Raw genomic sequence first — 25,214 nt, forward strand, 5'->3', positions numbered from 1 at the left:
ATGAAAAAGAAATATTTATTGCTCCTTATCCTCTTCAGCATATTGCTTTCCTGCAAACGGGAAGGCGACAATATTTTCAATCAGTTTACGGATGTTAAAGTGACGCTGCACCAAGAAAATGAATTTAGTATTGGTACTTACAAGGATGTTGCTTCCGGAGACTCCATCTATGTCGATTTTACGATTAGCTCAGCTTCCAAAGACATGCATCAGGTATGGATCTTTTACAATGGCGCCGGTGCAGCAGCGCTCAAAATCCCATTGGCAGACGGCGAAAAAAGAAGCCTCCGCTATGTTTATAAAATTAAGGCCGATAAGGTGGGTCTTACCACTTTTCGAATAATGGCGGTGGACAGCGAAGGCGTATTTATGGGCGATGGCTATACTTCAGTGACCTATAATGTGCTATCAGATTACGCCCATCTGAACAATCGCGTGCTCTATATGCCAGATAGCACAGCGCAAAGCAGCGCTTGCTTTATTGATCTGATGGAAGGGAAAACATATACCTATGCTGAAGCCAAAGCGAATGCAGGAAAAATCGATCTGGGGATGTATCGCACCTATAAAGTAGAAGCCAATGGTGCCATTACCTATTCCTATAATATCTATTCGCTACAAGCCAGTCCAATTCCCTTTAAAGCTTTCGACTTTACGGATCTATCCGGAAAAGGCCGGGCAACCTATTTTTCCGGTATACAGACCAATCAGGCCTCCACATTTCTAAACACCTTAACATCTGGAACAGTTATTCAGAACAATGCAATTTCCCGCAAAACGACCAACCTTTCGCTAAATGATCTTAAAGTGGGCAGCATGTTCTACTTTAAGACACCAGACGAAAAATATGGTGTCGTTATCGTCAATGCTTTGAGCGGATATGACAACAGTCGCTATCTAAACATCAGCATTAAACGTCAAAACTAATTTGTCCCTTTTATCCCTTTATAGTATGGGGTACCGCAGCTCTGCTGGTACCCCTAACATAATAACATTATTCAAATGTAAATTACCCCCCTAACCGCTCCTAACCCAAAGCATCTTAGTAACCAGGATTTTGCTTTAAGTTGGGATTCATCGATATCTGCTGTTGAGGTATCGGAAACACCGTTTTGTTTTCAGCAGTAGGTTTATGATCCCACCACGTTGCGGTATGAAATTTACCAAAACGGATTAAATCACGCCTTCTGAACCCCTCAAAAATAAACTCACGCCCACGCTCCGCCAAAAGCTCATCTAACGTCAGCGTACTCGTATTGTATTGTGCTGCCGCCCAGTCGGCATCAGCAAATGCCCTTTTTTTGCACATATTAATCAAGTCAACTGCAACTTGTGAAGCAGTACCGCCGCTTTTGCGCATCAGCGCTTCGGCTTTCGCAAAATAAATCCAGCTCAAGCGATACACATTCCAATCGGTATTGTTGTAATTTTCATTAACAGGTATAACAACGCCATTCACATTCCCTTCGACGTTATTTCCAATTTTATATTTATTAAATCGGATTCCACTGTTTTCTTCACCGTCGCTCATGGTAGACGATGTACCCCCCGATTTTGCCCGACGAATATAATCCACAAAGACAAGCTGTTCACCTTTATACTCTTCCGATCCTTCAACCATTTTACCGTCCACAAATTTCACCATTGGGCCACTTAAAAACCATTCCTTTTTCCGTAGATCATTTGCTGCATACTGACCGAAAACACCGGGAACCAATACAATCCCATTATTTCCGTTTCTGCCGCCACCATAGATTTCACTCTGCACAAAATGATAGAACTCACTCGGAAAACCCGCCGAAAAATCAGCTTTTTTATAATCGTAAGCGATAGAAAAAATGGTTTCCTTGGAGAGATCATTCGTCGGAACATAAGCGTCCTTAATATTCGGATCTAATTCCATGGCACCATTCAAACCACCCCCGTCACCCGATATCAACTTATCAGCTGCCGCGATACAGTCATCCCATCTCGGCTGTCCATACCATTTCTCAGCATTTAAATATAGTTCGACTAGCATCGCGTACCCTGTAGCCTGCGACACCCGACCCAACATCGCCCGCGATAATTTTGGGGCTAAGTCAATATTATCTCGAATTTCTTTCTCAATAAATTCAAACACTTCTTTGGTAGAAGAGGGCTCCGGAAGAGGTTCTTCAGCAGTAGTGGGCGCTTTTGTGGTTATCGGAATATTTCCGAAAAGATCCATCAGCTTCAGGTAGTGCAATGCGCGTAAAAGCTTAAGCTCGGCAATGTATTGATTCTTTTCTTCCGTTGTAATTCCCATACTGGCCACATCAGATTTTTCAAGAATATCGATGGGGCTATTACATAGACCTACCCCCCAGTACATCAGTACCCAGGCTTGATTCAACCCACCTTCATCGACCGTCCAAGTATGGTAATGAAGGCGTTTCCATTTTCCATTATCTTCTCCATGCCGCCCTTTTGTTGGCCAGGCCAATTGATCGGCCGATAATTCGGCTGGACGCCACCAGCCATCCTGTCCCGAGGGCGATATCCAGGCGTTGGCGTGGGTATACGGTCGCAATACAGCAGAAATCACTTCATTCTTATTTGCATAAAAATCTTCTGCGACAATAACATCGTAAGCATTTTCATCCAATTTTGTACAACTTGACGCACTGACGACGCACGCAAGCATTAAAATTTTAAAAATATTTTTCATAGGAATTAGAAACTAAAATTTACACCAAACAAAAGCGACCGCGTATTCGGATAAGGACCGCGGCTGTCGATCCCCAAGCGCTGCCCATTCACTTCATTCCCCAAACCCGTATCCAATACCAAATCCGGATCGTTGCCCGAGTAACCGGATATCGTCGCCAGGTTTTGTACAGTCATGTAAGCACGCAGGTTGTTTACCCAGCTGTCATTTTTTAATTTAAATCGATAGCCCAAGGTGACTTCGTCAATTTTTAAGTGACTTCCACTTTCGAGGTAATAGTCCGAATACATATAGGTATCGTTTATATCTTTGTATTTGGTGAAAGCATCTCTCAACAGGTTGCCCGACCACACTTTATTACCATACGAAAGCGCAGTCGTATTTAAGATGTCATAATCAAATTTCCCACGCATAAACACCCTGAGGTCAAAATTTTTATAGGAAAAATTGTTTGTCCACGAAAGATAATATTTGGGTACAGCATTTCCGATCACCGATAAATCCGAAGCGTTGAGATCATCCCGAGAATTATTAATCTGATCATTTCTTACCGCCTCACCATTTCGGTTATAAAATAGCCATTTCCCATCCGCATCAAATCCGGCAAATCTTTTACCGAAAAACTCCCCGATGCGATGTCCTTCATAGGTGGTAAATGCGTTGCCGAGGGCACCTGCTCCGCCGATGTCCCCAAACTCCTTATACTTAACCGTAAAAATATCATTCGAGTAACTATCCATTACATTCTTCAACGTACTCGCTGTAAAGTCCATATTCCATTTGAAATTGTCACGTTCAATAGCGCGATAACTTAGCGCCAATTCAATACCTTTGGAAGAAAGAGTACCCACATTGGAATAGACATTCTCTCGTATGTAAGGTGGTTGAGGTGTAGTGTACGTATCCAACAGATCAACGGTTTTACGCTGAAAAACATCAATCGAACCCGAAAGTTTGTTGCTGAATAGCGTGAAATCGACACCGATATTCGTCTCCTTTTTTGTCTCCCAACGCAAGTTAGGGTTGGGGTTACGATCAGGACCGTAGGTTTCCCGGTAGGCTCCGTCGGGGTATAGGTACTTTCCGCCGCCCCCTAATGTCAATCGGGAAGCGTTGTTGGAAAACCCTGTATTTCCCGTTTCTCCATAACCCGCACGAAGCTTCAAATTGTTGATAAAATCAACATCCTGCATAAAGTCTTCATTGCTGATATTCCAGCCTACCGATACGGCAGGAAAACTGCCCCACTTATTGTTTGCACCAAATTTAGAAGAACCTTCTCGTCTAAGGATAAACTGAGCCATATACTTATCGGAATACGTATAATTTACCCTTCCAAAAAAAGCAATCAACGTATTGTCATTCTTGTAGCTGTCCATATTAGCACGACCATCGCGTAATGCTTGCCCTTCCGAAAGGTTATCCTCATGAAAACGATCATTTATAAAACCCCTATTATCTGCACTCTGCCCCTCATCTTTCTCATAACGATAACTATAGCCAGCTAATGCTGTTATGCTATGCTTCTCAGCAAGGGTTGTGTTATATTGGAGTGTAGGCTCAAACGCATACCGCTCATTCAGCAAATTCGATTTCGAAGCATAGCCTCCACCCGGATAATCCTCATCTTCCATAGACGCTTCACTGTTCAATGCCCGATACGAACCATCGATATACGAGTTGCGTTGCACCGATCCAAACACGCTGGCTTTTAGTCCCTCAATGATGGTAAGATCCGCCTTTCCATCCAGCGACGATGTTTGTTGCTTCCGGTAACTGGTTTCCGTAAATAAGCGTGCAAATTCATTTGTGCTTGTGCGGTCGTAACGATACGATCCATCGTCATTAAAATTTGACAAGGTGGGATTTTTAGTCGCCTCACTCTCCCAGCCGCCCCCGCCCAGCAGATTCGCATTGTTGGTATTCGTCGCGATGTTCATCAATACATTCAAGCGGTCATTCAAACCTTTCTGATTAATACTGGCGCGCACCGTATATTCCTTCCGCGAATTTTCCTTGGCGATACCTTCCAGATTTCTGAAATTTACACTACCACGATATGTGGTCGATTCATTGCCACCAGACAGGGATAGATTGTGATTTTGTGAAAAATTATCCTTGTTGATCAAATCTTCAAAAAAGTCTGTTGAGTGGCCAAAATCCGGCTGCTTTAATTCGCCCGATGCAATCTTATCCCTGAATTCCTGTGGAGTCAAAAAATCGGGTCTATTATACACAAATTCCTTTCGAAAATAATTGGAATAGTTAAATACCGATTTTCCCGGCTTTCCTCGCTTGGTCGTAATCAATATGACACCTGCGTTGGCACTGGTACCATAGATCGCCGCGCCCGAACCATCTTTCAAAACATCCACAGACTCGATATCATCCTGTTGGAGCAGATCCGGATTTCCGCCAGGTATTCCATCAATTACAAATAAAGGACTTGCACTTCCGGTCACAGAAATTGCTCCGCGCAATTGCGTCGCTACACCTGAATTTGGGTTAGAACCGCTTCTGGACACCTGTAAACCCGCCACTTTACCCTGTATAAGATCTAAGGGATTTCGCGCACCACTTTGACGAAATTGGTCTGCGCTCACATGCGCAACGGAGGAAGTGACCTCCTTTAGCCTTTGTGTACCGTATCCGACAACGACCACTTCATCCAATTGACTCTGATCAGCCTCCAGTTGAATCGAAACACTGCTGTCCTCCACAAAGGCTTCTTTGGTTTTGTAGCCGATGGAAGTCGCCACCAGTACTTGCCCCGCCTTCGCATCCAGCGTGAAATTTCCCGATGCGTCAGACTGTGTACTTTTAGCAGTTCCTTTGACAGTGATAGTCACACCTGCAATTGGCTTCCCATTGCTGTCCAGCACTTTACCTGTTAATTGTTGTTGGTTAGTTTTTGTCTCCTTCAGGAAACTGCTCTCCAGAATGGCTCTCGGAGCTGATTGTGCGTGAGTGATCGTACCTGCCAGCACAATCAGTGAGAAAAACAACCTGGATTTCCCAGTCAAGCGCACCATTGTCTTTAAATCAACATTGCTCATGTCTAATAATTGTTGGTTTTAAAACGTTTTAGCTTTTAGCCAAAATCGCATCTTGTTTAATAGTTAGCATTATATATAAATAGTTCGTTGGAATAACTCAGACACATCTGCGCCGCCTGTTTTGCAGGTTTACAACAATGAATTAAACAAACCTCAAATCCATTTCGTTTGGCAAAATCGGTTTTGCATGAAAAATTTTATAGAAAAAAGCAGTCTACATCAGTACATAAAAAAGGGAGTCCAATACAAGACTCCCTTACTGCACCCTTTTTACTAGGCCGCCAAATCCTCATGATCAACGTCTCAATCTTCTCTTTATCAAGGCCTAATCTTTCTTACTACTGATGCCACATCTTTCTTGTTATCCAGCGCTCTTGGCTGTTTCTTAATCGTATTGAAATACAACCGATACAGGCAAATGATCTGATGCATATTGACCGGTCAGCGCAACGGATGAAACCAAGGTATAGCTACTGGCGGCCTGAGCATTAAATAAAACAAAATCAATGGCTTTCGTCGGTGTCTTAACCGGGAATGAAAGCGGACAGCTGCTCATACAAGAAAAAGTAAACCGCTCTTTAAGTTTGAGCATTTCGCTGCTCGACGGTATTGCATTATAGTCTCCCCCTACAAAAAGCGCCTTGTTTAACGAAGTGCTCAGCTGGTTCAAAAATTCAGCCTGTGCGGTCCTGTTAGGCACATTCAGATCCAGATGCGTCGATGCAAATTCAATGCTTTTGCCATCGGGCAGAGTCACCGTGGCCACAGCAATACTGCGTTGTTCGCCCGCTGTCGGCATGGGCAGCAACTCCCGCCGCTTGTTGGTCATCGGATACTTACTTAAAATAGCCACACCATATTCACCACCATTATAATCAATGGACTTCGAAAAATGATATTCCATTCCCAGTAGCTTTGCCAGCTCCGCAGCCTGATTCACTTTACCCGAACGTGCCACATTGACATCCACTTCCTGAAGTGCAACAACTTCCGCTCCACTGCTTTTTATCACCGCAGCAATATTAGCCAGATTGACCACCTCTGAATTTTCAGGTGCCCCATGGTGAATATTGTACGTCATGGTGACCAACTTCTTCTTTGCAGGAGGCGTAAGATCTAATTTCTCATCCCCACTGCAGCTCATTAAATTTAACAGGGCCATCGCCCCAAGAATTATTTTTTTCATGGTATAATTTATTTAGGAAGTTTTAATTTGAACTCTGCAGTCATCGGCAGAAAGTTATTGGCCGATTTAGAAAAAGGGCCATATTTACTGAGTTGGAGCTTATCGTCCATATTCTTAAAGGTGATATAGTCAAATACACCTGTGGGTTTATCTTTTGGTGCATTCCAGGGGCACCCAGTACCTAAACACGCAAAGGTAAAGCTGCCCTTAAGATAAGATAGTACAGGACCATTGGCCGACTCCTGTTCATTGAGATTACCGACCAAAATCACGGGTTGCATCAATTTCTCCGTCGCATTGAGCAAGTCAACGACTTGAAGCGCCCGGTTATTGGCAACCGATGGATCCAGCTCAGTGCCCGCAAAATACAGTGCATGCCCTTCCTGTACCTCCACTTTAATCATCACCATACTCCGAAGCTCGGCCGTACTCCCCTCCTCACGACTCAACAATTGGCTATATTTCTCCTTCACCGGAAATTTGGACAACACGGCATTCCCAAATCCCCCCGTCTGGTAATCTATATTTTTCCTGAAATAGGATACCATACCCAATGCTTTCCCGATGGCAGCCGGACGATCTACTTTCCCCGCCCGGGTCGTCGCACTATCCACCTGCCGCAAAAACAATAGGTCAGGATCATATTCTTTAATCAGATCCAACATAGCATCAAAGTTCGCAACGGTTGTACCCACATTCATATTGAGCGACATCACTTTCAAACTTTTGGTAGCTGTATCATCGGGCTCCTGGGGCTGCTCCGGCTCTTTCGCCGGCAGCAAATTCCAATCACCTGGACTATAGGTCTTGCGACATCCCTGCAAGCCCACAACAGCCTGCAGCAGGAGCAGGCCCAACAAAACGATCTTTATTTTCTTTTTCATCAGTATGAAATATTAATAATTTGGATTTTGCACCATATTGCGATTTGCAATGATTTCAGCCTCTGGAATAGGCCACAGGCCCTCGCGATTTCTTTTGTACATACGGCTCTGTACCCGCACAAGTTCTCCCGTTTTAGGGTTTGTGGCTCCAAAGACCTCACCATTCATTACAGCTTCATCGATCCCCCAACGGCGGATATCGAAATAACGGCTTCCTTCAAAAGCAAGTTCCGCCTGACGCTCCCGACGAATGAGATCGCGCATTTTTGCCTGCGTGCCGTATATCCCACTGTTAACAGCAGGCATCGCTGCCCTTGCCCGCACTTCATTGATCGCAGCAAGCGTTTCAGCATTACTCCACTGCCCCGTCTCTATCATTGCCTCCGCATAGTTGAGCAATATTTCAGCATAGCGTATGATCATAAAATCAAGACTTCCGCTCTTAGCCTGACGATCTCTGGCATCAATATATTTCTTTATCCAATACCCTGTGGCAGTAGACTTCGTTTCACCGATTTTATCTGTCGGATTATAAAAAGGATCAAGGGTATATTGGTTCTGAAATTTATCGTTCGGTGAAAAAACCGACGCTGCCAACCGTGGATCCCTGTTGTTTTTATAATTTGGATTACGCTGATAGATCAGCACCGAGTCACGTCCAAGCTCCTGGATGGTCTTGCCCTGTTTGGTTTCAAAATTATTGACTACCGTATTCGTGGGCGACAGATAAGTTTCGCCCCCGATACCAAAAGGAGCAAAAGATGTCCAGGCATTCGCGCAGCCATTTTCTTTAAAAAATATCCGTTCATCATTCAGTTCACCCGCGTAGCTAAAGAGCTCCGAATAACTGTCATTTTTATTTGTCGTACTGATCCAGAGTTTATATACTTTGGAGTCGATCACCTGCTTTGCCGAAGCCTTCGCAAGTTCAAAATCTTTATAGTACAATCCCAGTCGCGACAGCAGCGATAGGCAAACACCGCTTGTCATCCGCCACCGATCAGCATTTACATAACTTGCCGGCAGCTTGGCAGCACAGTCCTTCAATTCGGCTACAATAAAATCGTATACCTCTTTTTGAGCGGTTCGAGAAGACTGATTTTCCGTCGGCGTCAAAGACTGGGTCAATAAGGGGATATCACCAAACACCAACATCAATTCCATGTGATAATACGCTCTCAATGCCCTAGCCTCCAGCTTCATCCTTTCTTTCAGTTCGGCATCAATATAAGCCCCGTCTATGTTTTCCAAAAACCTGTTGGCCCGACGGATACACGTATAATCATCTGCCCATAAGCTATTCGACACCCCCCAGCGGCTAGAGGCCAGGCCGCGGGTGAAACCGTCGTAATCACCTTTAAAGTCACCGCGCTGTACGGCTTCGTCCGTAAGTCCAGCATAATACATGATGTTCCGCCCAGAACTGCCCCCCGGTATTCCCGCATAAACAGTTCCCAAGGCATTATACCCATCTGTTTCTGTATTCCACCACTGCTCGTCCGATACACCGTCCGGACTGTCGATCGTCAGGAATTTTTCACATGAGCTAGTTGACAGGACCACCACAAGTAGGCTCAGTAATTTTATCTTAGTTTTTATTGTATTCATGTTTATTAGAAATTAGCCGTTAACCCAACAGAAAATATACGCATCATACCATAGGTCCACGATCCCCCTTGCGACTCCGGATCAGCCATTTTCAATTTGGTAAAGAGAAAAGGATTTTGCGTATTGATGTAAAAGCGCGCATTTTTAATTCCGTATTTATTGAGGTAGGCGCTATTCAATCGGTACCCAGCCTGAATAAATTTGACACGGAGGTACTTCGCATTAAACAACCAAAAGTCACTGCGCAGCACGTTATTTGCCGGATTTGCCAGCAAACGAGGATAGATGGCATCCTGGTTATTTTCGCGCCAGGTATTCGCCGCCCGATAGGTTGTCGGGATACCACCCGAGGCACTCAAGTTCAGCGGATGCCATAAGTAACCGGCAGATTTACCCCCGAGATTTGCCGAATAATCGTGGTTACCTGCCCCCTGCAACAAAAACTCAAAATCGAAGTTCTTGTAACTGAAACTTACATTACTAAAATAATTGATCCTCGGCGTAGGGTCACCGATCACTTTTTGGTCGCTCTCGTCAATCATACCGTCGCCATTAAGGTCAACATACTTGATATCGCCCGGGCCTTCGCCCGCGAGCGCCGGAACCAATGCTGTTTTTTTATCAGTAGCAAAATCAGCATATTGCAAAATACCATCCGTTACATAACCATAATGACTCTTTATAGCATACCCCACCTCATTCGTCGAGATACCCGAATAGTACGGACCACCCAATAGTTCAGTAATCTTATTCTTATTGTAAGAGATGCCCGGTCTTATCGAAAAACTAAAGTCATCGCCGAGCTTATCGTTATAATTCAGCGACAGTTCCATTCCGGTATTGCTCACCTTACCTGCATTCAAAGGAGCCGAACCAATAGCGCCGGAGGGTGCCACAGTAGGTTTCAGAAGCACATCCTTCGTTTTTTTGTCGTAATAATCAAAGGTCAAAGAAAGCTTATTTTTGAAAACCGACAGATCCAAGCCCACATCCAGGATATTCACCTTTTCCCAGGTAATGTTTGGATTACCCCATACAGACTCTGTTCCATTGGTCGCATTGATAAGATTTTGGTACAGATATAAACCAATATTCTCATTGCCAAGCTGTCCATACGAAGCCCTCAGCTTCAGATTACTGATCGCATCCACATGAAAAAAGGCTTCATTATGTAGGTTCCATCCCAATGCGATGGACGGGAAATAACCATATTTCTTTCCAGGGCCAAATTTGGAAGAACCATCTGCACGAAAGGATAGCTCGGCAAGATAGCGGTTGTCGTACGAATAATTTGCTTTCGCGTAGCTCGACACCAACGACGATTCTTTCCAATAACCCTCATTAAATTTTTCAACAGAAAATCCACCCATGGCAAAGAGATTATGCTTTTTGAACGTCTTGTTGTAATCCAGCGCGCCGCTCAAATAATAATAGGTATTTCTGGTCTCCGAATATGCATTCCGCTGTACCGCCCAGGTCTGTACCAACTGTTTGGTATAATAATCGAAGAAATAGAAATTATCCCGGTTTTGCTTATAAACATCACTGTTGAGCCTATAGCTAAACTGCCCCCGCAAGTTTAAATTGTCAGTAATAGACCATTTTGGCTGTAGATTGATTGTTGCCTGATCATATTGATACCCAATGGTACCGCCAACCTCTTCATAAGCCAGTGGGTTGACAATATCCGCATACCGACCATAGATGGTTGGCCATCCCTCCTCTTGTGGATATTTGGGCAGTACCGTAGGCGGCAGCCGATAAAGGTCGTCCAAGATTCTGCTGCCTCCATTATCGATGGTTCGGTTTGGGTACAAGGTATTCCGTCTGATACCCAAAACATCCAGATTAATCAAAAACCGCTTCGAAAGCGATACGGAGGTATTCGCACGGATATTAAAGCGATCCATCTTGTTGAGCGGCAACATCCCTTTCTGATACATGTAATTGCCCGTTACCGCAAATCGCGCCACATCATTTCCACCGCTCACAGCTAAAGAATGGGAGGTTAGCGGACTATAATCATCGATAACAATATCCGTCCAATTGGTATTCGGATAATTGATGGGATCTTCCCCAGATTCGGTTTTGCTAATCTGCTCATCCGTATACAATATTTGCCCTCCGGAGGCCACCTGCGCATAGTTATACATACGCATGTAAGTAGGCGCATCCACAAATTCAGGGAGGATTGTCGGCGATTGCTGACCGTAGTAACCATCGTAGAGCACATTGATCTGCCCCGCTTTCCCGCGTTTGGTCGTCACCAAAATAACACCGTTCGCCGCCCTGGCACCATATATAGCTGCTGCAGCCGCATCTTTTAATATGGTTACACTCTCCACCGTTACCGGATCGATATGATTCATATCCATGGGTACGCCGTCGACAAGCACCAGCGGGTCCGAATTATTTAACGTCGAAATACCCCGTATTTTAATACTGGCCGCATCACCCCCCGGCAGGCCTGAGCCTTGCTGAACGGTAAGTCCTGTAACACCGCCCTGCAGCGACTGCGAAAGATTGGTAATAGGTTTTCCTTCGATATTGGATTTAATATCCAATGAGGCGACAGAACTGGCTATATGTTTTCGCTGCATTTCCGTCATCCCCACGACCACCACCTCATCCAGATCCGAGACATTTTCCTTAAGCGATACCGTAAGGTTCGCTTCGGTCTTATTCACCAGCACCTCTTTGCTCAAGAAGCCAACTGCCGAAAACGACAACCTGCTCCCTTTAGCTATCGTGATCGAATAATAGCCTTCATCGTCCGAGACCGACGTGGCCATCCCGCCTTTTTCAGCTACCGTAACACCCGAAAGAGGAACAGGAGGTTCAGCCGTATTAAAAATGCGCCCTTTGACCGTTACTTTTTCCTGGAAAACAACCGGTCTGCTAATTGGCTGACTGCGGGCAGTCAGGTCGGGTATTACAGTGATTTGCCCAGCCCCCTGTGCAATCGTCAAATTAAATTTCCGGAGCACCTGCCTTAGCGCTGGCACCAGCTCCTCTTTGTCAATATCGACGTTTATCCGTTTGTCGGCCAATAAATTTTCAGGGTAAAGCAGCGCAATATCAGTCTGTTTTTGAACAGATTGCAGAAAATGCTTCAAGGGTACATTTTTCATTTTGAGCGTTATTCGCTGGGGAAACGCGAGTGCACTGACAGAAAGTAAAACTCCTGTAATGGCAAGGGATCCTATCTTCATATTATACCTAATTTTAGGTGACAATAATTGTCTAGAGGAGAGATTTTGTCCCACCTGTTTTTTTTTCATAATTTTGATGAAATTAAATTTTTAGAAACGTTTAATTTAAACGGATAAAGGGGACCGCAATTCCTCTTTATCCAATTTTATGGTTAGTAATCAATTGTTGTTTATCCACACCTCCTTTTCTACTTGTGTTATCCTATAGTTTCTCAGCGCATATATCGTACTTAGCGAAGTCAGTATATCAACATCCAGATTGATCCTGCCAGAATAGACTGTTGCATTTTCCAGCACCGATGGGTCAGCATGAATGCGTACATTATAAATACGTTCCAATTTTTTGATCAGATCTTTCGTAGACAGACGGTCTAGTACAAGCTGCTTTTTAGTCCATAAAATTTCATTCCCTTCCGCTTTACTATCCACGATGACTTTCTGCCGTTGCAGATCATATGTAATCAATTGACCTGGCACCATGGTGATGTCTTTGAAATGCGGACTGCTCAGTTCGACCTTGCCCGTAATTAATTCAATAGCCATTTTTTTATCCTCTTCATACGACGATAGATTAAAGCTGGTGCCCAAAACTTTTACGGATGCGTTTTTTGTTCTAACGATAAACGTTGTACCCGTATGAGCGACATCAAAATATCCTTCGCCATTGAGGTATACTTCGCGGGGTTTGCCCAGCATATCTGGAGTGTAGGTGAGGTATGAACCTGCATTGAGCCATACCTTGGAGTGGTCTGGCAACGTAAACTCCTGCCTTTTTCCGTAAGGAACAAATAGGGTATGGTATTGAGGTGTAGCTGCTTTAGGCTCAGGCCCCATCAAGTCGAGTATGTCAGATGAACCCTTTACGTTCAAAAATGAAATCGCATGGCTTTCGGTATGCGGATCAACAGAAATAAGCTGGAGGCTATCTTTGTGTGTATTCAACGTTTGGCTGATGGATGCTATCCTTTCGATATCAAGCTTCGGCTCCATTGCTGCATCCCTTGGAAAGAACAGCTTGAAGCAAACTAACAGGCAGGCCACAGCGGCGAGCGGCCCAATATAGAATAGCAACCTACGGGTACGTCTTTTGGCTGTACTGCGGACAATCCGCTCAAAGAGCTTTGCCTTATCTTCTTTCGACAAGCCCTGCTCTGGCGTGAGGTTGAATATGTGCTTAAATTTTTCTTTCTTGGTTTTCACAAACTATGCTTTTATAACTATAGAGCATAATTTTCAAAAACATAGACTAAAATCTATTAAAAAAAATATAAAAAATAGTAAAAAGTTCAATGGGCTTCAATTCCACTTTTAATTGCTTGATTGCCCGAAACGTCAATGTCCTGCAGGTCTCCACATTTACCCCCATCATCTGCGCAATCTCGTCGTAGGAAAAATCGAGGTAATAGCGCAAAAAAAGTACTTCCCGCTGCCGCTTCGGCAATGCATCTACCTTTTCTTTGATTACTTTCACGACACCGGCTTCCACCTCATCGTTGATGAGTTCAAGTTCGTGGCTATTCGTCCAATACATGTCTTCCGAAAGCGAGTCGATAGCCACAGTCTCCACCTTCAGCCGCAGCAGCTTCCGCCGCAACGCCGCGAAAAGATAATATTTCACCTGAACGTCCTTCGCTATTTTTGGATTATCAAATAAGTGCACAAAAAGGTCGTGGATACAATCCAACACGGTATCCTTATCATAATGATACTGCTTACCATAGCTGTACAAATCATCGATATAAGTATCGTAGATTTCCTCAAATGAACTTCGGTTACCCTGTATAAATCCAATCCAAGACATAAAAGCTGGTAGAAATTTTTCGCTAATTTCCTCTTTTTAATATTAATCTTACATGAAATAATGGTTATGTTATCACTTAGGTCTATTTCATCAAGACAAGAGCTGGAAACCCTCATGGCAAGTATAACAAATTTAAAATCAATAATCAAACTAAAAATAAGCCCTGCCGAGTGTCTGTTTCCTATCCAGATTTAAGCCCTTACTTTTTTAATACCACACCAAAAAAATTGTTTATGCATTTTTTTTCGTACCTTAACCCATTACAAATCTTCAAATGAAAACACTAGGCAAAAAGATCAGGTTGCTCAGGCAACAAAAAGGTTGGACGCAACAAGATGTAGCAAAGAAATTGGACGTTTCAATTCCTGCATTTTCAAAAATGGAAACAGGGATTACAGATCTTAACCTCTCTCGGTTAAATCAAATCGCCAAGTTATTTAATTTGACATTGGTGCAGCTGATATCCAATTCGGAGACAGACGACGTTAAAGATTACACCAAAGAAATAAGACTCCTGAACGAAAAGCTACAACAAAAAGGCGATGAGGTTATCCAGCTCCGCAAAAAAATCATTGAGCTCTATGAGCAATTAGAAAAAGATAATCCAACGCCATAAGCTCCGGTAACGGAAGTCAACAGTCCTCTCCAGCCAGCCTATCCACATTTTACAGCATAGCATACTGTCGGCAGAAAACTATTGCCCGCAATAGGAAGTATTAAGCCGAAAAGTTGTAAATTTGACAGCTGGCTTCAGATTTAAACCGCATAGGATCTGACCGTTGAAAAGTTTACTATGGATATTACTGCAGAAAATAAGCTATTGATTTCGCTTTCCCATGGCGACGAACAAGCTTTTTTTGCCTTATATGATCAGTATAGCCATGCCCTATTTTCTACTATTTTTCGAATGGTCAAAGATCGGCAGGTCAGTGAAGAGCTCGTGCAGGATGTATTTCTAAAAGTCTGGCAAAAAAGATCGACCATTGACCCCACTCGAAGTTTTAAATCCTGGATTTTTACAATTGCTAAAAATGATGTGATCTCCTGGTATAGAAAATTAGCGAAGGAAGCCGCGATGCAGGAAAATTTATACCAGCATTTTGAGCAGCTTTACCTGATGGAAAAAGAGGTTGATATCGAAGAAAAACAATCCGCATTATTAGAAAAAGCGCTCAACACCCTAAGTGAGCGTAGAAGAGAAATATTTGTGCTATGCAAAATAGAGCAAAAAAGCTACGAAGAGGTAGCTAAGCAATTGCATATTTCAGTATCCACCGTGAGTAATGCCATGGTCAAATCCAACCAACATATCCGCCAATTTGTGCAAGACCATTATGAAGAGATTTTAGCAATTCTTGTCACATTCTATTTTTTTTAAAAAAAACACCACAACGATAGTGTTTTTGCTAATAAGTTGCGTATTAACTTATAGATATGGCAAAAAAAATAGAAAATATTTACAAGAACTATTTAGATGGAAGTATCAATCGTGTCGACCTCGATAGACTGCTCCACTATTTTGAACGTGCCAGCGACGAAGAGCTCGAACAGCTCACTTCTTTGGCCTCGATCGATATTGACGAACATCAAATCGATCAACCTTTTGCGTCCCATATCGCCCGTATTAAAGAAAGATTGGAAGATAGGCTAAACCAATCAGAAGGATTAAACCAAACGAACAAACAACCGCTTCGTTTAAGATACAAACAGCAGTGGTGGGCTGCCGCTTCCATTCTACTGGTTGCCGGATTGGCCACCTGGTTTTACCTCGCACAGCGCGTGGCACCTTCCGATATTGCTGCACCATCAGCACCTACCTTATATGTTAGAGATAAGTCTGGCAAAGAAATCGCCATTTTACCAAAAACAGATTCGGCATGGCAGATCGGCGAAATCGCATTTGCTCGTATCGACAGCCAAACGGTTAAAGTCACCGCAACAGGAAAAACCCCAAGTCTGCAAACCATCTATACCCCCAATTCCGACTTTAGGATTATTTTGGAAGATGGCACCAAGATTACGATGAATGCAGCATCTACCCTCACCTTTCAGGTTCCTTTTGATGCTGTCAAAAGAGAAGTCTCTTTAGAAGGAGAAGGCTATTTCGATGTAGCTCACCAAGCACAAAGACCATTTACTGTACACGCTGGAGCCACAAACGTCGAAGTGCTGGGCACCGTTTTCAACGTACGAAATTATGCGAGTGACGGACAGGTCACCACCTCCCTGCTGTCCGGCCGGATCGCGTTGAGCAAATCCGGAACGGCTCAGCGCATTGTGCTTCATCCCGGGGAAACAGCCATCACCGACCACAATGGCATACATCGGGAGCAGGTCGCGCCAAAGCAAGCTACCGCCTGGACCGCAGGCTACTTTGACTACCGCGATCAGTCGCTCCGTGTCATCCTCGCTGATTTGTCCAGATGGTATGGCGTCGAAGTCGATACCATCACACTACCTACCGATCAATCGATCTATATGAAGGTCCGAAAAAATATACCGTTACAGGAAATGTTGAACCTCTTAAACGAAGCAAGCGGCCTCCATTTTCAATTGAACAATAAAAAAATCACCTTAAAAACTACGTATAAAAAATAAAAACTAAATTTTACATTAACCTACATCTACCATGTCCTACCTAACCCCAAAGCGACCGGTATTTTTGCGGAAATACTTGAGTTTGGTCGCTGGAATTGCCCTGATGAGCATGATTGATCCCTACGAACTACATGCTCAACAGGTTCAATTAAATTTTAAAAATGCCGAGGTCAAAGAAGTGATTACAAGCCTATCGGATCGCTACGGCTACGAATTTGTTTTTGACGGCAACCTGTTAAAATCAGCCCGTCCAATCAGTGTCAACCTCAAACTCTCGAGCGTTGAGGACGCGTTGTCCATTTTGTTTAAGGATCAACCCTTCAGTTACCGTCTGGAAAACAAGCGCATCATCCTTTATCGCAAAGCGGCATCCACCACTGGTCAGCTTGTACGCGGTAAAGTAATCGACAGTTTGGGCCATACTATTCCCGGCGTGTCTATTCATAATCTACAGGATAATAGCCAGACGATGAGTTCCGGAGATGGCGATTTTGAACTGAATGTTGCCAGCTCCGCCGACATCCAGCTGTCCTTTAGCCATGTGTCTTTTAATGAAAAGGTCATGCGCTTCAGTCCAGAGCAAATGGCGCGGCCTGTGCGGGTCATGCTGAGCGCAAAAGAGTCTATGCTCAACGAAATTATGATCACAGGATATCAACGCATCAGCAAAGAGCGTAGCCCTGGAGCATATACCATGGTCAACAATGACCAGTTAAACAAACAGATCAACGTCGACTTAATTTCTGCGCTCGAAGGCCAGGTGGCCGGATTGACCTATATCAAAAACCCAACACGTTCTGATGCAGACAAGCCCATCCTTCGTGGTATCGGTACCTACTCCAATAGTGTCACTACCAATCCGCTTATTGTCGTGGACGATTTACCCACCGAGTTCACCCTGAGCGACATCAACCCCTATGACGTCGAGTCCGTTACCGTACTGAAAGACGCAACAGCAGCATCCATCTATGGCGCCCGCGCAGCCAATGGCGTTATAGTCGTCACCACAAAAAGAGGAAAAGGCCAAGGAGTTTCCGTCAACTTCAATGTCGATCAGTTCATCACGCAAAAACCGGATATCGCCAAGATGCATTACGCCAGCACATCCGATCTGATCGATTACGAAATCGATGTCTACAACAAAGAACGTTCACGCTACGCAAACACCGAATCGCTATTCAATTACTATGGAAAGCTGGGCAGCGGCAATTTAAAATACTATTCGCCACTGTACGATCTATTCCGTAAAGAATCTACCGGGGCCATTAGCCAGCAAGAACGCGATGCGACGATCAATACCTGGCGCAACAACGATTATATTAAAGAATTTACCGACAATATCTGGCAGAATGAATCACGCCAACGATATAACGCCAGCATTTCACAGAATTCGTCCAAAAGCAACACCTTTGTTTCGTTCAACTACGATAAAGGAAAAGGTCTAGTACGCCATGAGAAGAATGAGAAATTCAACCTGTATTTGAAATCCAGCTTCAACGTCACCAAATGGCTAAATGCGACAGTGGGACTGAACGGTACCTACGGTGTCAACAAACAAACTGATGGTGTCTACAATGATCTGTTTTTACAGCCACGGTATACACGCATCAAAGATGAAAATGGCAACCTCGTGTATGCGCCTTACGTTGACCTTTCAAGTTCCGTCGGACCCGGATCGGCCATTAACGGCGAGACAGCAGAACAGATTGCTGCAAACCCAAATTTAAAAAGTACCGCCTTTAATGTGCTTGAAGCCTTAGGCGAAGGCATCGAGAGCAACAAGAATCTAAGTCTTCGCGCATTTACAGCGTTGCGGGCCACTATTTATAAAGGCCTCTCGTTTCAAACACAGTTTTCCTATGAATTGGGGCAAACTTCCCGTGAAAGCTTCTACGACGAAGATAACTACATGATGCGTGTTGCCTCAAACGCAATGGTCAGCTACAATGCGGCGACGGGAGTATACACCAAAAATCTGCCAGCCGGAGGCCGTTACTATCAATTCGAATCCAAACGGTACAACTATACGTTCCGGAATCAATTTAATTATGATAATACCTTTGGCCAATATGGCCAGCATCAGCTAACCGCCCTGGCCGGCTTCGAGATGCGTCAGTCGCATACACCGCGCCCTATCCAACAATTGCTTGTGGGGTACAATCCCGTTACATTGACCTCCACCACCATCGACTGGGCCACATTGAGTAAGACCGGTATATCGAGTTATATCTATGGGGGCAATGTCCGCTTGGGCGACTTAAACGGCGGTGCACAAAAAGAAACTTTACACCGCTATACCTCGCTGTATGCCAATGCCGGCTATACCTATAACAACAGATACAACCTTACGGGAAGCATACGTGTCGATCAGGCTGATCTCTTTGGGGTAGATCCAAAGTTTAGATACCGCCCTTTATGGTCTGTCGGAGCAGGGTGGAATGTCAGCAACGAAGACTTTATGAAAAACAGCGACTGGCTAAACTCGCTCAAGCTGCGCGCAACGTACGGTATTACCGGCAACGTCGACCAGGAAAGTTCCAGCTATGGTACGGCCACCTGGAAATCGGATAAGCTGTTTCCCTACCTACAGTATCTTGAACAAAAATCGTTGCCCAATCCCATGTTGCGCTGGGAGAAAACAGCAACGACAAACCTCGGTGTAGATATTTCAATTTTAGACAACCGCCTGTCCGCCACTATCGATGCCTATAATCGCTACAGTTCGGATTTGTTGATCAGTGCTATACTCGACCCAACCGTCGGAGCCAATTCACGTGTTATCAACAATGGGGCATTACGCAACAAAGGGATCGAGTTTAACATCAATGGCGTGTGGCTCAAAAAGAAAAATTTAACAGCAAGCACCCAACTGTTATTCTCCTTCAACAAAAACAAGGTCGAGAAAGTAAACGGATTAACAGCGACCGCGCAGTCCTATGTTGGCTCACCTAGCAATTACTTTTTCGAAGGCAACAGCTATAATGCTGTACTCGCCTATCGCTATGCCGGCATGATGAATGGTTACCCTTATTTTCTGGATCAAAACGGCGACTCCAATGTTGTTTATGATGAAAATGGCACCCCTACAAAGATCAATGATATCAATTCACCCGATGCATTGGTCAACTTAGGGACATTGTTTCCAAAATATACAGGATCCATCAATCAGCGTCTGCGCTATAAAGCGTTTGATCTTTCGGCGATGTTTGTCTTCTCCGGTGGACATAAATTGCGCAAAGATGCCATCGACTTCGCAAGCGATGAACTGACCAACGCGGGTTTGGTGAACCGCTGGGCAGAAGGGGCCAATAACGACTATCCCCGGCTACTGGTCGATTATCCAGACAACCTACGGAGTGGGGCGAGCACCCTATCAAAATTATGGCGCTATAGCGATCAGCAGATTGTTTCGGCAGATTACATCAAGCTGCGAAATATAGCCGTAGGCTATCAATTGCCTAAGCAATTGGCCCATAAAGCCGGCATGCAAAACGTCAGATTAACGGCGCAGGTCAACAATTTATGGACATGGAGCGCTGCCGGCAATGATATCGATCCAGAATCCTATTCGCTCAATAGTGGAACACGCACCTTGCCCCTGGCAAAATCATTCCTGATGGGACTTTCATTAACTTTTTAACCCGAATCTACGATGACTATAAAAACCATAATGGCGGCATGTGCGACTCTGGCAGTCTTTACCGCCTGCAATAAATACCTCGACATTACACCAAAAGGATCCCAACTGGTAAGCACTACGCAAGATTATTACGATTTGGTGGCCTATCCCAATAGAGGCTACCCCGTCAATAATTTTCAGTACCTGGTCGATGACCAATACCTCAAAGAATCCAATGTGATCGGTTTGACGCCGAACATCAATACCATCAACTTTTTGTTTCAAGAAAAGGAAGACAGGGTCAGTCAACTCAACTCATCGAGCTTTTACAACCAGTGCTACAAATACATTGCACAGTGGAACATGATTATTTCTTTGGTCGACGAGAGTACAGGTGATAGCCAATTGAAAACCCTGGCCAAAGCCGAGGCCAAGATGTTTCGGGCCTTTGATTATTTCCACCTCATCAATGTCTACGCCAAGGCCTATGATGCCAGCACCGCAGCGCAGGACGGCGGTGTCTGCATTATGGACAAATATGACCTGGAGGCCAAACCAGCCAAAGCAACCGTGCAGCAGGTATACGATTTTATCCAAAAGGATATTGACGACGCTATACCCCATCTGCAGGAAAAACCCGCCAATCCCTATCACCCATCGCTGGCCTTTGCCTATGCACTGAAAGCCAAGGTGCACCTTTTTAAAAGGGAAATTGCCGAAGCACAGGCGGCTGCCGAAAAAGCCATGCAGCTGAATGGGCAGCTCATTGACCTGGTGCAGTACGAAAAATTAGGCGGACCAAGCAAGACGCCTATCATCGCCGAAAATAATCCCGAAGTATTGAGCTACATGTATATCAACGGGTACACCGAAATGAACTTTGGGTACAGCTACATGTTGAGCCCCGAACTGACGAGCATGTTCGATAAAGAAGACAAGCGCTTTAGCCTATTCTATACCAAGACCAATGCCAGCTTTCTGGATATCGGGGCCGGAGCAAGTTATTACAATGTCAGGTATACCGCATTTTTCTTCCCTACCGTAGGATTAAAAACACCGGAAATCTACCTGATGCTGGCCGAATGTTATGCCCGTCAAGATCAATATGCCAAAGCCATCAGCCTATTGAATAGCTTACGCAAAACGCGCATTGAAGGCGAAAAGGCCATCCTTCCGGTTCCGACGACACGCAAGGAAGCGATGGATCTGGTTATTAACGAGCGCCGTCGCGAGCTGCCGATCGGGTACCACCGTTTCTTTGATCTGAAACGCTTAAATCTCGAAAAAGAATATGCCAAAACACTCGTCCGTGTCTTCCCGATTGTCAATAAGACGGTCGAGCAAAAGACCTATACGCTGGCGCCAAACTCCAGGATGTACATCATTCCATTTCCATTGGATGCCATGAAGTTAAACCCAAACTTACGGTTAAATACAGACGAAGCCGTACCGTTTTAATAGATGCTATAACAAACACATGAAAAACAAAATTATCTTTAGTACCCTCGCCCTGCTTTTGTCTGGCGGTATAGTCCAAGCGCAGCAACCCGTGGAAAAGAAAGCCGATAAAACGGCTAGTAAGACCGATACGAAGACAGCGGCTAAAACAGATACCCTGAAAACAAAAAATGACCTCTATGAGGCCTACAGTAAAATTTTAAATAAAAAAAGAATTTCCCGCTCAGGCGTTTTTAATGTCATCGAATCCGAAAAGAAGTGGTACCTGGAAATACCCGACAGTATATTGAACCGTTATTTTCTGACCGTAACGCGTCTGGTGTCGGCTCCACAGGGATTTACGATGTATGGAGGCGAAAAGCTGAATGAGCAGACACTTTACTTCGAAAAAGGCCTGGGCGACCGTATCCAGCTGCGGGCAGCGATTTACAAGCAGGACGCGCCCGAAAACGATGCCATTCGTACGGCATTGATCCAGTCGCAGGAAGATCCCATTATCGCTATTTTGGATATCAAAGGACTACAAGCAGGGGGCAACAGTTATTTGGTGGAGGTGACCGACCTTTTCCGAAAAGACAACGCCGCACTTTCCTTTGACAGCAGAATAAAAAGCGAAAATAAGCTATCCTCCTTGGCAGATGACCGTTCTTTCATTACCGATATGAAGGTATTCCCCATCAATCTGGAAGTAAAGACCACCAAAACCTACAGCTCCACATCAGGTACGCCCGCAGCAACCGCAACCGGTTCATTGACCTTTACCACCAACACCTCCATGGTCCTGTTGCCAAAAGTACCGATGAACAAACGGATTTACGATGACCGCGTAGGATATTTTGCCAACAAGTATATTCTATTCACCGATAAAGACCAGCGGTCCAAAGCCCTGAATTTTATACAGCGCTACCGTCTCGAGCCCAAAGCGAAAGATCTAAAACGCTACTTAAAAGGCGAACTGGTAGAGCCTCAACAGCAGATCGTCTATTATATCGATCCGGCGACCCCAAAAAAATGGCGCCCGTATCTGATTGCCGGCATCAACGACTGGAACCAGGCATTCGAACAAGCCGGATTCAAAAACGCCATTGTAGGCAAAGAATGGCCTGAGCAAGATACCACCATGAGCCTCGAGGATGCCCGATTCTCGGTGATCCGGTATTTTGCCTCCGAAAAAGCGAATGCCTATGGGCCACGCATATCCGACCCCCGAAGTGGCGAGATTATCGAAGCCCATGTAGGCTGGTATCATAATGTCATGAAACTCGTTCAGCAATGGTTTATGGTGCAAGTGGGTCCATTGAACAAGGCAGCACAAAAAATGCAGCTAGACGACGAAGTGATGGGGCAGCTGATCCGCTTTGTGTCGTCGCACGAAGTAGGACACAGTTTGGGCCTTCGTCACAATATGGGCGCCAGTAGCCAAACGCCCGTAGAAAAATTGCGCGACAAGAAGTGGGTAGAAAAAAATGGCCATACCGTATCCATTATGGACTACGCACGGTTCAATTATGTGGCGCAGCCCGAAGACGGTGTGGGGCTAGCCGGCATCTATCCCCGTATCGGCAGCTACGATAAATGGGCCATCCAATGGGGGTACCAATATCTACCCCAATTTTCGAGCGGCGAAGACGAGCAACTCTACCTCAGCAAACAGGTGACCGATAGCCTGACGGCCAATCCCAAGCTGTGGTTTGGCGGCGAAGGGAACGACGAAGACCCACGTGGCCAAAAAGAAGATCTTGGTGACGATGCCATGCTGGCTAGCCGATATGGAATCAAAAATCTAAAGCGAGTGGTTTCCAATTTGGTCGAATGGACCAATGAACCCGGCGACGATTACAGCAACCTAAAGGATATGCATAAAGCCGTGCGGGCACAGTTCGACCGTTACCTGTACCATGTCTTAAAAAATATAGGCAGTCAGCAGATTACAAAAAAAGTACGTGGCCAAGCTGGCCCCGTCTATGCAGCCATCCCCAGAGAAAAGGTCAAATCGGCCATGCAGTATGTCAATGACAACGTATTGACCCCACCCTTATGGTTATATCCCCAAGACATTCAGGAGCTGATCGGCAAAGATGCCAACAAGGAGATCAGCGATCAGCAAGAGCAAATGCTGAATATGCTGATGAGTCCCGGCATGCTCTATAATGTGTACATGAAGTCTATCACCAGTACCAACCCCTACGGCCTCAACGAATATCTGAATGATATTGGCGGAGCGGTATGGACCCTGCCCCTGGACGACAGCCGTATGGCCGTATTTAAACGCGCACAACAACGCTATTTTCTTGAAAAAGTCAATCAACTTATCAATCCCAAAATCGCACAAGGATCCGATATCATTTCACAAGCACAGCGCAGCGATGTACAGCTGTATGTCCGAAATTATCTGAGCACTCTCGTGCCGGCAATTAATCAACTTGCCGCACAACAAAAAGACCCTTTAAATAGACAACACCTTGAGCTGATGTTGCTCGAAATTAAACGCATTCAAAATCAAAGCTTACTCGAGCGCTCATCAGCCATTTAAAAGAAAATAATAGCATGAAAAATAAACTAAAAGGAATTTACATCACCTGCCTGATCAGTCTTCTCATGATTTCCTGTCAATCCAGCCACGGGCAAGATGTCGCACAGGCCCAACGCGACCGACTATTTAAAAGCTACATGGAGGTAAAAAAGGACATCCAGGATGAAAATTTTGCCAGCGGCAAAGCACATGCCGTTCAGTTGGAAAAAGAAGTCCAGAACTTTCGGCTGAAAGGATTACAGCTCGACGACATGATGCGTCTAAAGAAAGTGAGCCAAACCATGAAGGCCGACGCAGCCGGCCTGAAAGCCGCACAAGATCTAACCGCCATGAAAGCGTCTTTTTCTGCCGTTACGCAATCCCTATTTACCATTATGGAGACGATGAAATGTACCGACGAAGCCGTGTACCTACAGTACTGTCCGATGGAAAAGGGGTATTGGTTAAGTTACGACAAGACGATAGAAAATCCGTACGCAGCCTCGATGCGCAATTGTGGCCAAGTGGTTAAGGGAATGGCAACAGCCGATTACCCCAAGCCCGTAGCCTGCCATTAATTCCCGCACGAAC

Annotated in this window: 16 protein-coding genes; 8 read left to right on the forward strand and 8 right to left on the reverse strand. The window is 44.8% G+C overall.

Going from position 1 to position 25,214, the window contains the following annotated elements:
- Complete coding sequence (locus tag B3E00_RS12610) at positions 1-927, forward strand: hypothetical protein (RefSeq protein ID WP_209579354.1); 927 nt, start codon at positions 1-3, stop codon at positions 925-927.
- 115 nt (positions 928-1,042) lie between these two features.
- Here B3E00_RS12610 and B3E00_RS12615 read toward each other — a convergent pair whose 3' ends face one another.
- The 8 genes from B3E00_RS12615 to B3E00_RS12650 form a co-directional block, all read right to left on the reverse strand.
- Positions 1,043-2,689 (reverse strand): RagB/SusD family nutrient uptake outer membrane protein, encoded by a 1,647-nt coding sequence (locus tag B3E00_RS12615; RefSeq protein WP_293938646.1) that lies wholly within the window; start codon positions 2,687-2,689, stop codon positions 1,043-1,045.
- A gap of 5 nt (positions 2,690-2,694) precedes the next feature.
- Positions 2,695-5,745: a SusC/RagA family TonB-linked outer membrane protein gene (locus B3E00_RS12620; protein ID WP_293938648.1), complete on the reverse strand. Its 3,051-nt coding sequence runs from the start codon at positions 5,743-5,745 to the stop codon at positions 2,695-2,697.
- A gap of 385 nt (positions 5,746-6,130) precedes the next feature.
- Complete coding sequence (locus B3E00_RS12625) at positions 6,131-6,931, reverse strand: endonuclease/exonuclease/phosphatase family protein (protein WP_293938650.1); 801 nt, start codon at positions 6,929-6,931, stop codon at positions 6,131-6,133.
- A gap of 8 nt (positions 6,932-6,939) precedes the next feature.
- Positions 6,940-7,815, reverse strand: coding sequence for an endonuclease/exonuclease/phosphatase family protein (locus B3E00_RS12630; RefSeq protein WP_293887187.1), 876 nt, complete (start codon positions 7,813-7,815; stop codon positions 6,940-6,942).
- Between the two features lie 12 nt (positions 7,816-7,827).
- Positions 7,828-9,423, reverse strand: a complete 1,596-nt coding sequence (locus tag B3E00_RS12635; protein WP_293938652.1) for a RagB/SusD family nutrient uptake outer membrane protein — start codon at positions 9,421-9,423, stop codon at positions 7,828-7,830.
- Positions 9,424-9,428: 5 nt separating this feature from the next.
- A complete protein-coding gene (locus B3E00_RS12640) occupies positions 9,429-12,635 on the reverse strand; it encodes a SusC/RagA family TonB-linked outer membrane protein (protein WP_293938654.1) in 3,207 nt (1,068 codons plus the stop codon).
- A 159-nt stretch (positions 12,636-12,794) separates the two neighbouring features.
- Entirely contained in the window at positions 12,795-13,835 is a 1,041-nt protein-coding gene (locus B3E00_RS12645; RefSeq protein WP_293938655.1) for a FecR family protein, read from the reverse strand.
- A gap of 46 nt (positions 13,836-13,881) precedes the next feature.
- Positions 13,882-14,436 carry an RNA polymerase sigma factor gene (locus tag B3E00_RS12650; protein ID WP_293879800.1) on the reverse strand — a complete coding sequence of 185 codons (555 nt, stop codon included), beginning with the start codon at positions 14,434-14,436 and terminating at the stop codon, positions 13,882-13,884.
- A 274-nt stretch (positions 14,437-14,710) separates the two neighbouring features.
- Between B3E00_RS12650 and B3E00_RS12655 the strand changes: the two genes are divergently transcribed.
- From B3E00_RS12655 to B3E00_RS12685, 7 genes are all read left to right on the forward strand, one after another.
- Entirely contained in the window at positions 14,711-15,052 is a 342-nt protein-coding gene (locus B3E00_RS12655) for a helix-turn-helix domain-containing protein (protein ID WP_293938657.1), read from the forward strand.
- A 177-nt stretch (positions 15,053-15,229) separates the two neighbouring features.
- Positions 15,230-15,814, forward strand: a complete 585-nt coding sequence (locus B3E00_RS12660; protein ID WP_209579346.1) for an RNA polymerase sigma factor — start codon at positions 15,230-15,232, stop codon at positions 15,812-15,814.
- A gap of 56 nt (positions 15,815-15,870) precedes the next feature.
- Positions 15,871-17,034, forward strand: coding sequence for a FecR family protein (locus B3E00_RS12665; protein WP_293938659.1), 1,164 nt, complete (start codon positions 15,871-15,873; stop codon positions 17,032-17,034).
- A gap of 31 nt (positions 17,035-17,065) precedes the next feature.
- A complete protein-coding gene (locus tag B3E00_RS12670) occupies positions 17,066-20,674 on the forward strand; it encodes a SusC/RagA family TonB-linked outer membrane protein (protein WP_293938661.1) in 3,609 nt (1,202 codons plus the stop codon).
- 12 nt (positions 20,675-20,686) lie between these two features.
- Complete coding sequence (locus B3E00_RS12675) at positions 20,687-22,111, forward strand: RagB/SusD family nutrient uptake outer membrane protein (protein WP_293938663.1); 1,425 nt, start codon at positions 20,687-20,689, stop codon at positions 22,109-22,111.
- A gap of 19 nt (positions 22,112-22,130) precedes the next feature.
- Complete coding sequence (locus B3E00_RS12680; RefSeq protein WP_293938665.1) at positions 22,131-24,644, forward strand: zinc-dependent metalloprotease; 2,514 nt, start codon at positions 22,131-22,133, stop codon at positions 24,642-24,644.
- 65 nt (positions 24,645-24,709) lie between these two features.
- Entirely contained in the window at positions 24,710-25,201 is a 492-nt protein-coding gene (locus B3E00_RS12685) for a DUF3347 domain-containing protein (RefSeq protein ID WP_293938666.1), read from the forward strand.
- Positions 25,202-25,214 lie beyond the last annotated feature (13 nt).

This window comes from Sphingobacterium sp. UBA5996 (assembly GCF_002429765.1).
Taxonomy (GTDB): Bacteria; Bacteroidota; Bacteroidia; order Sphingobacteriales; family Sphingobacteriaceae; genus Sphingobacterium.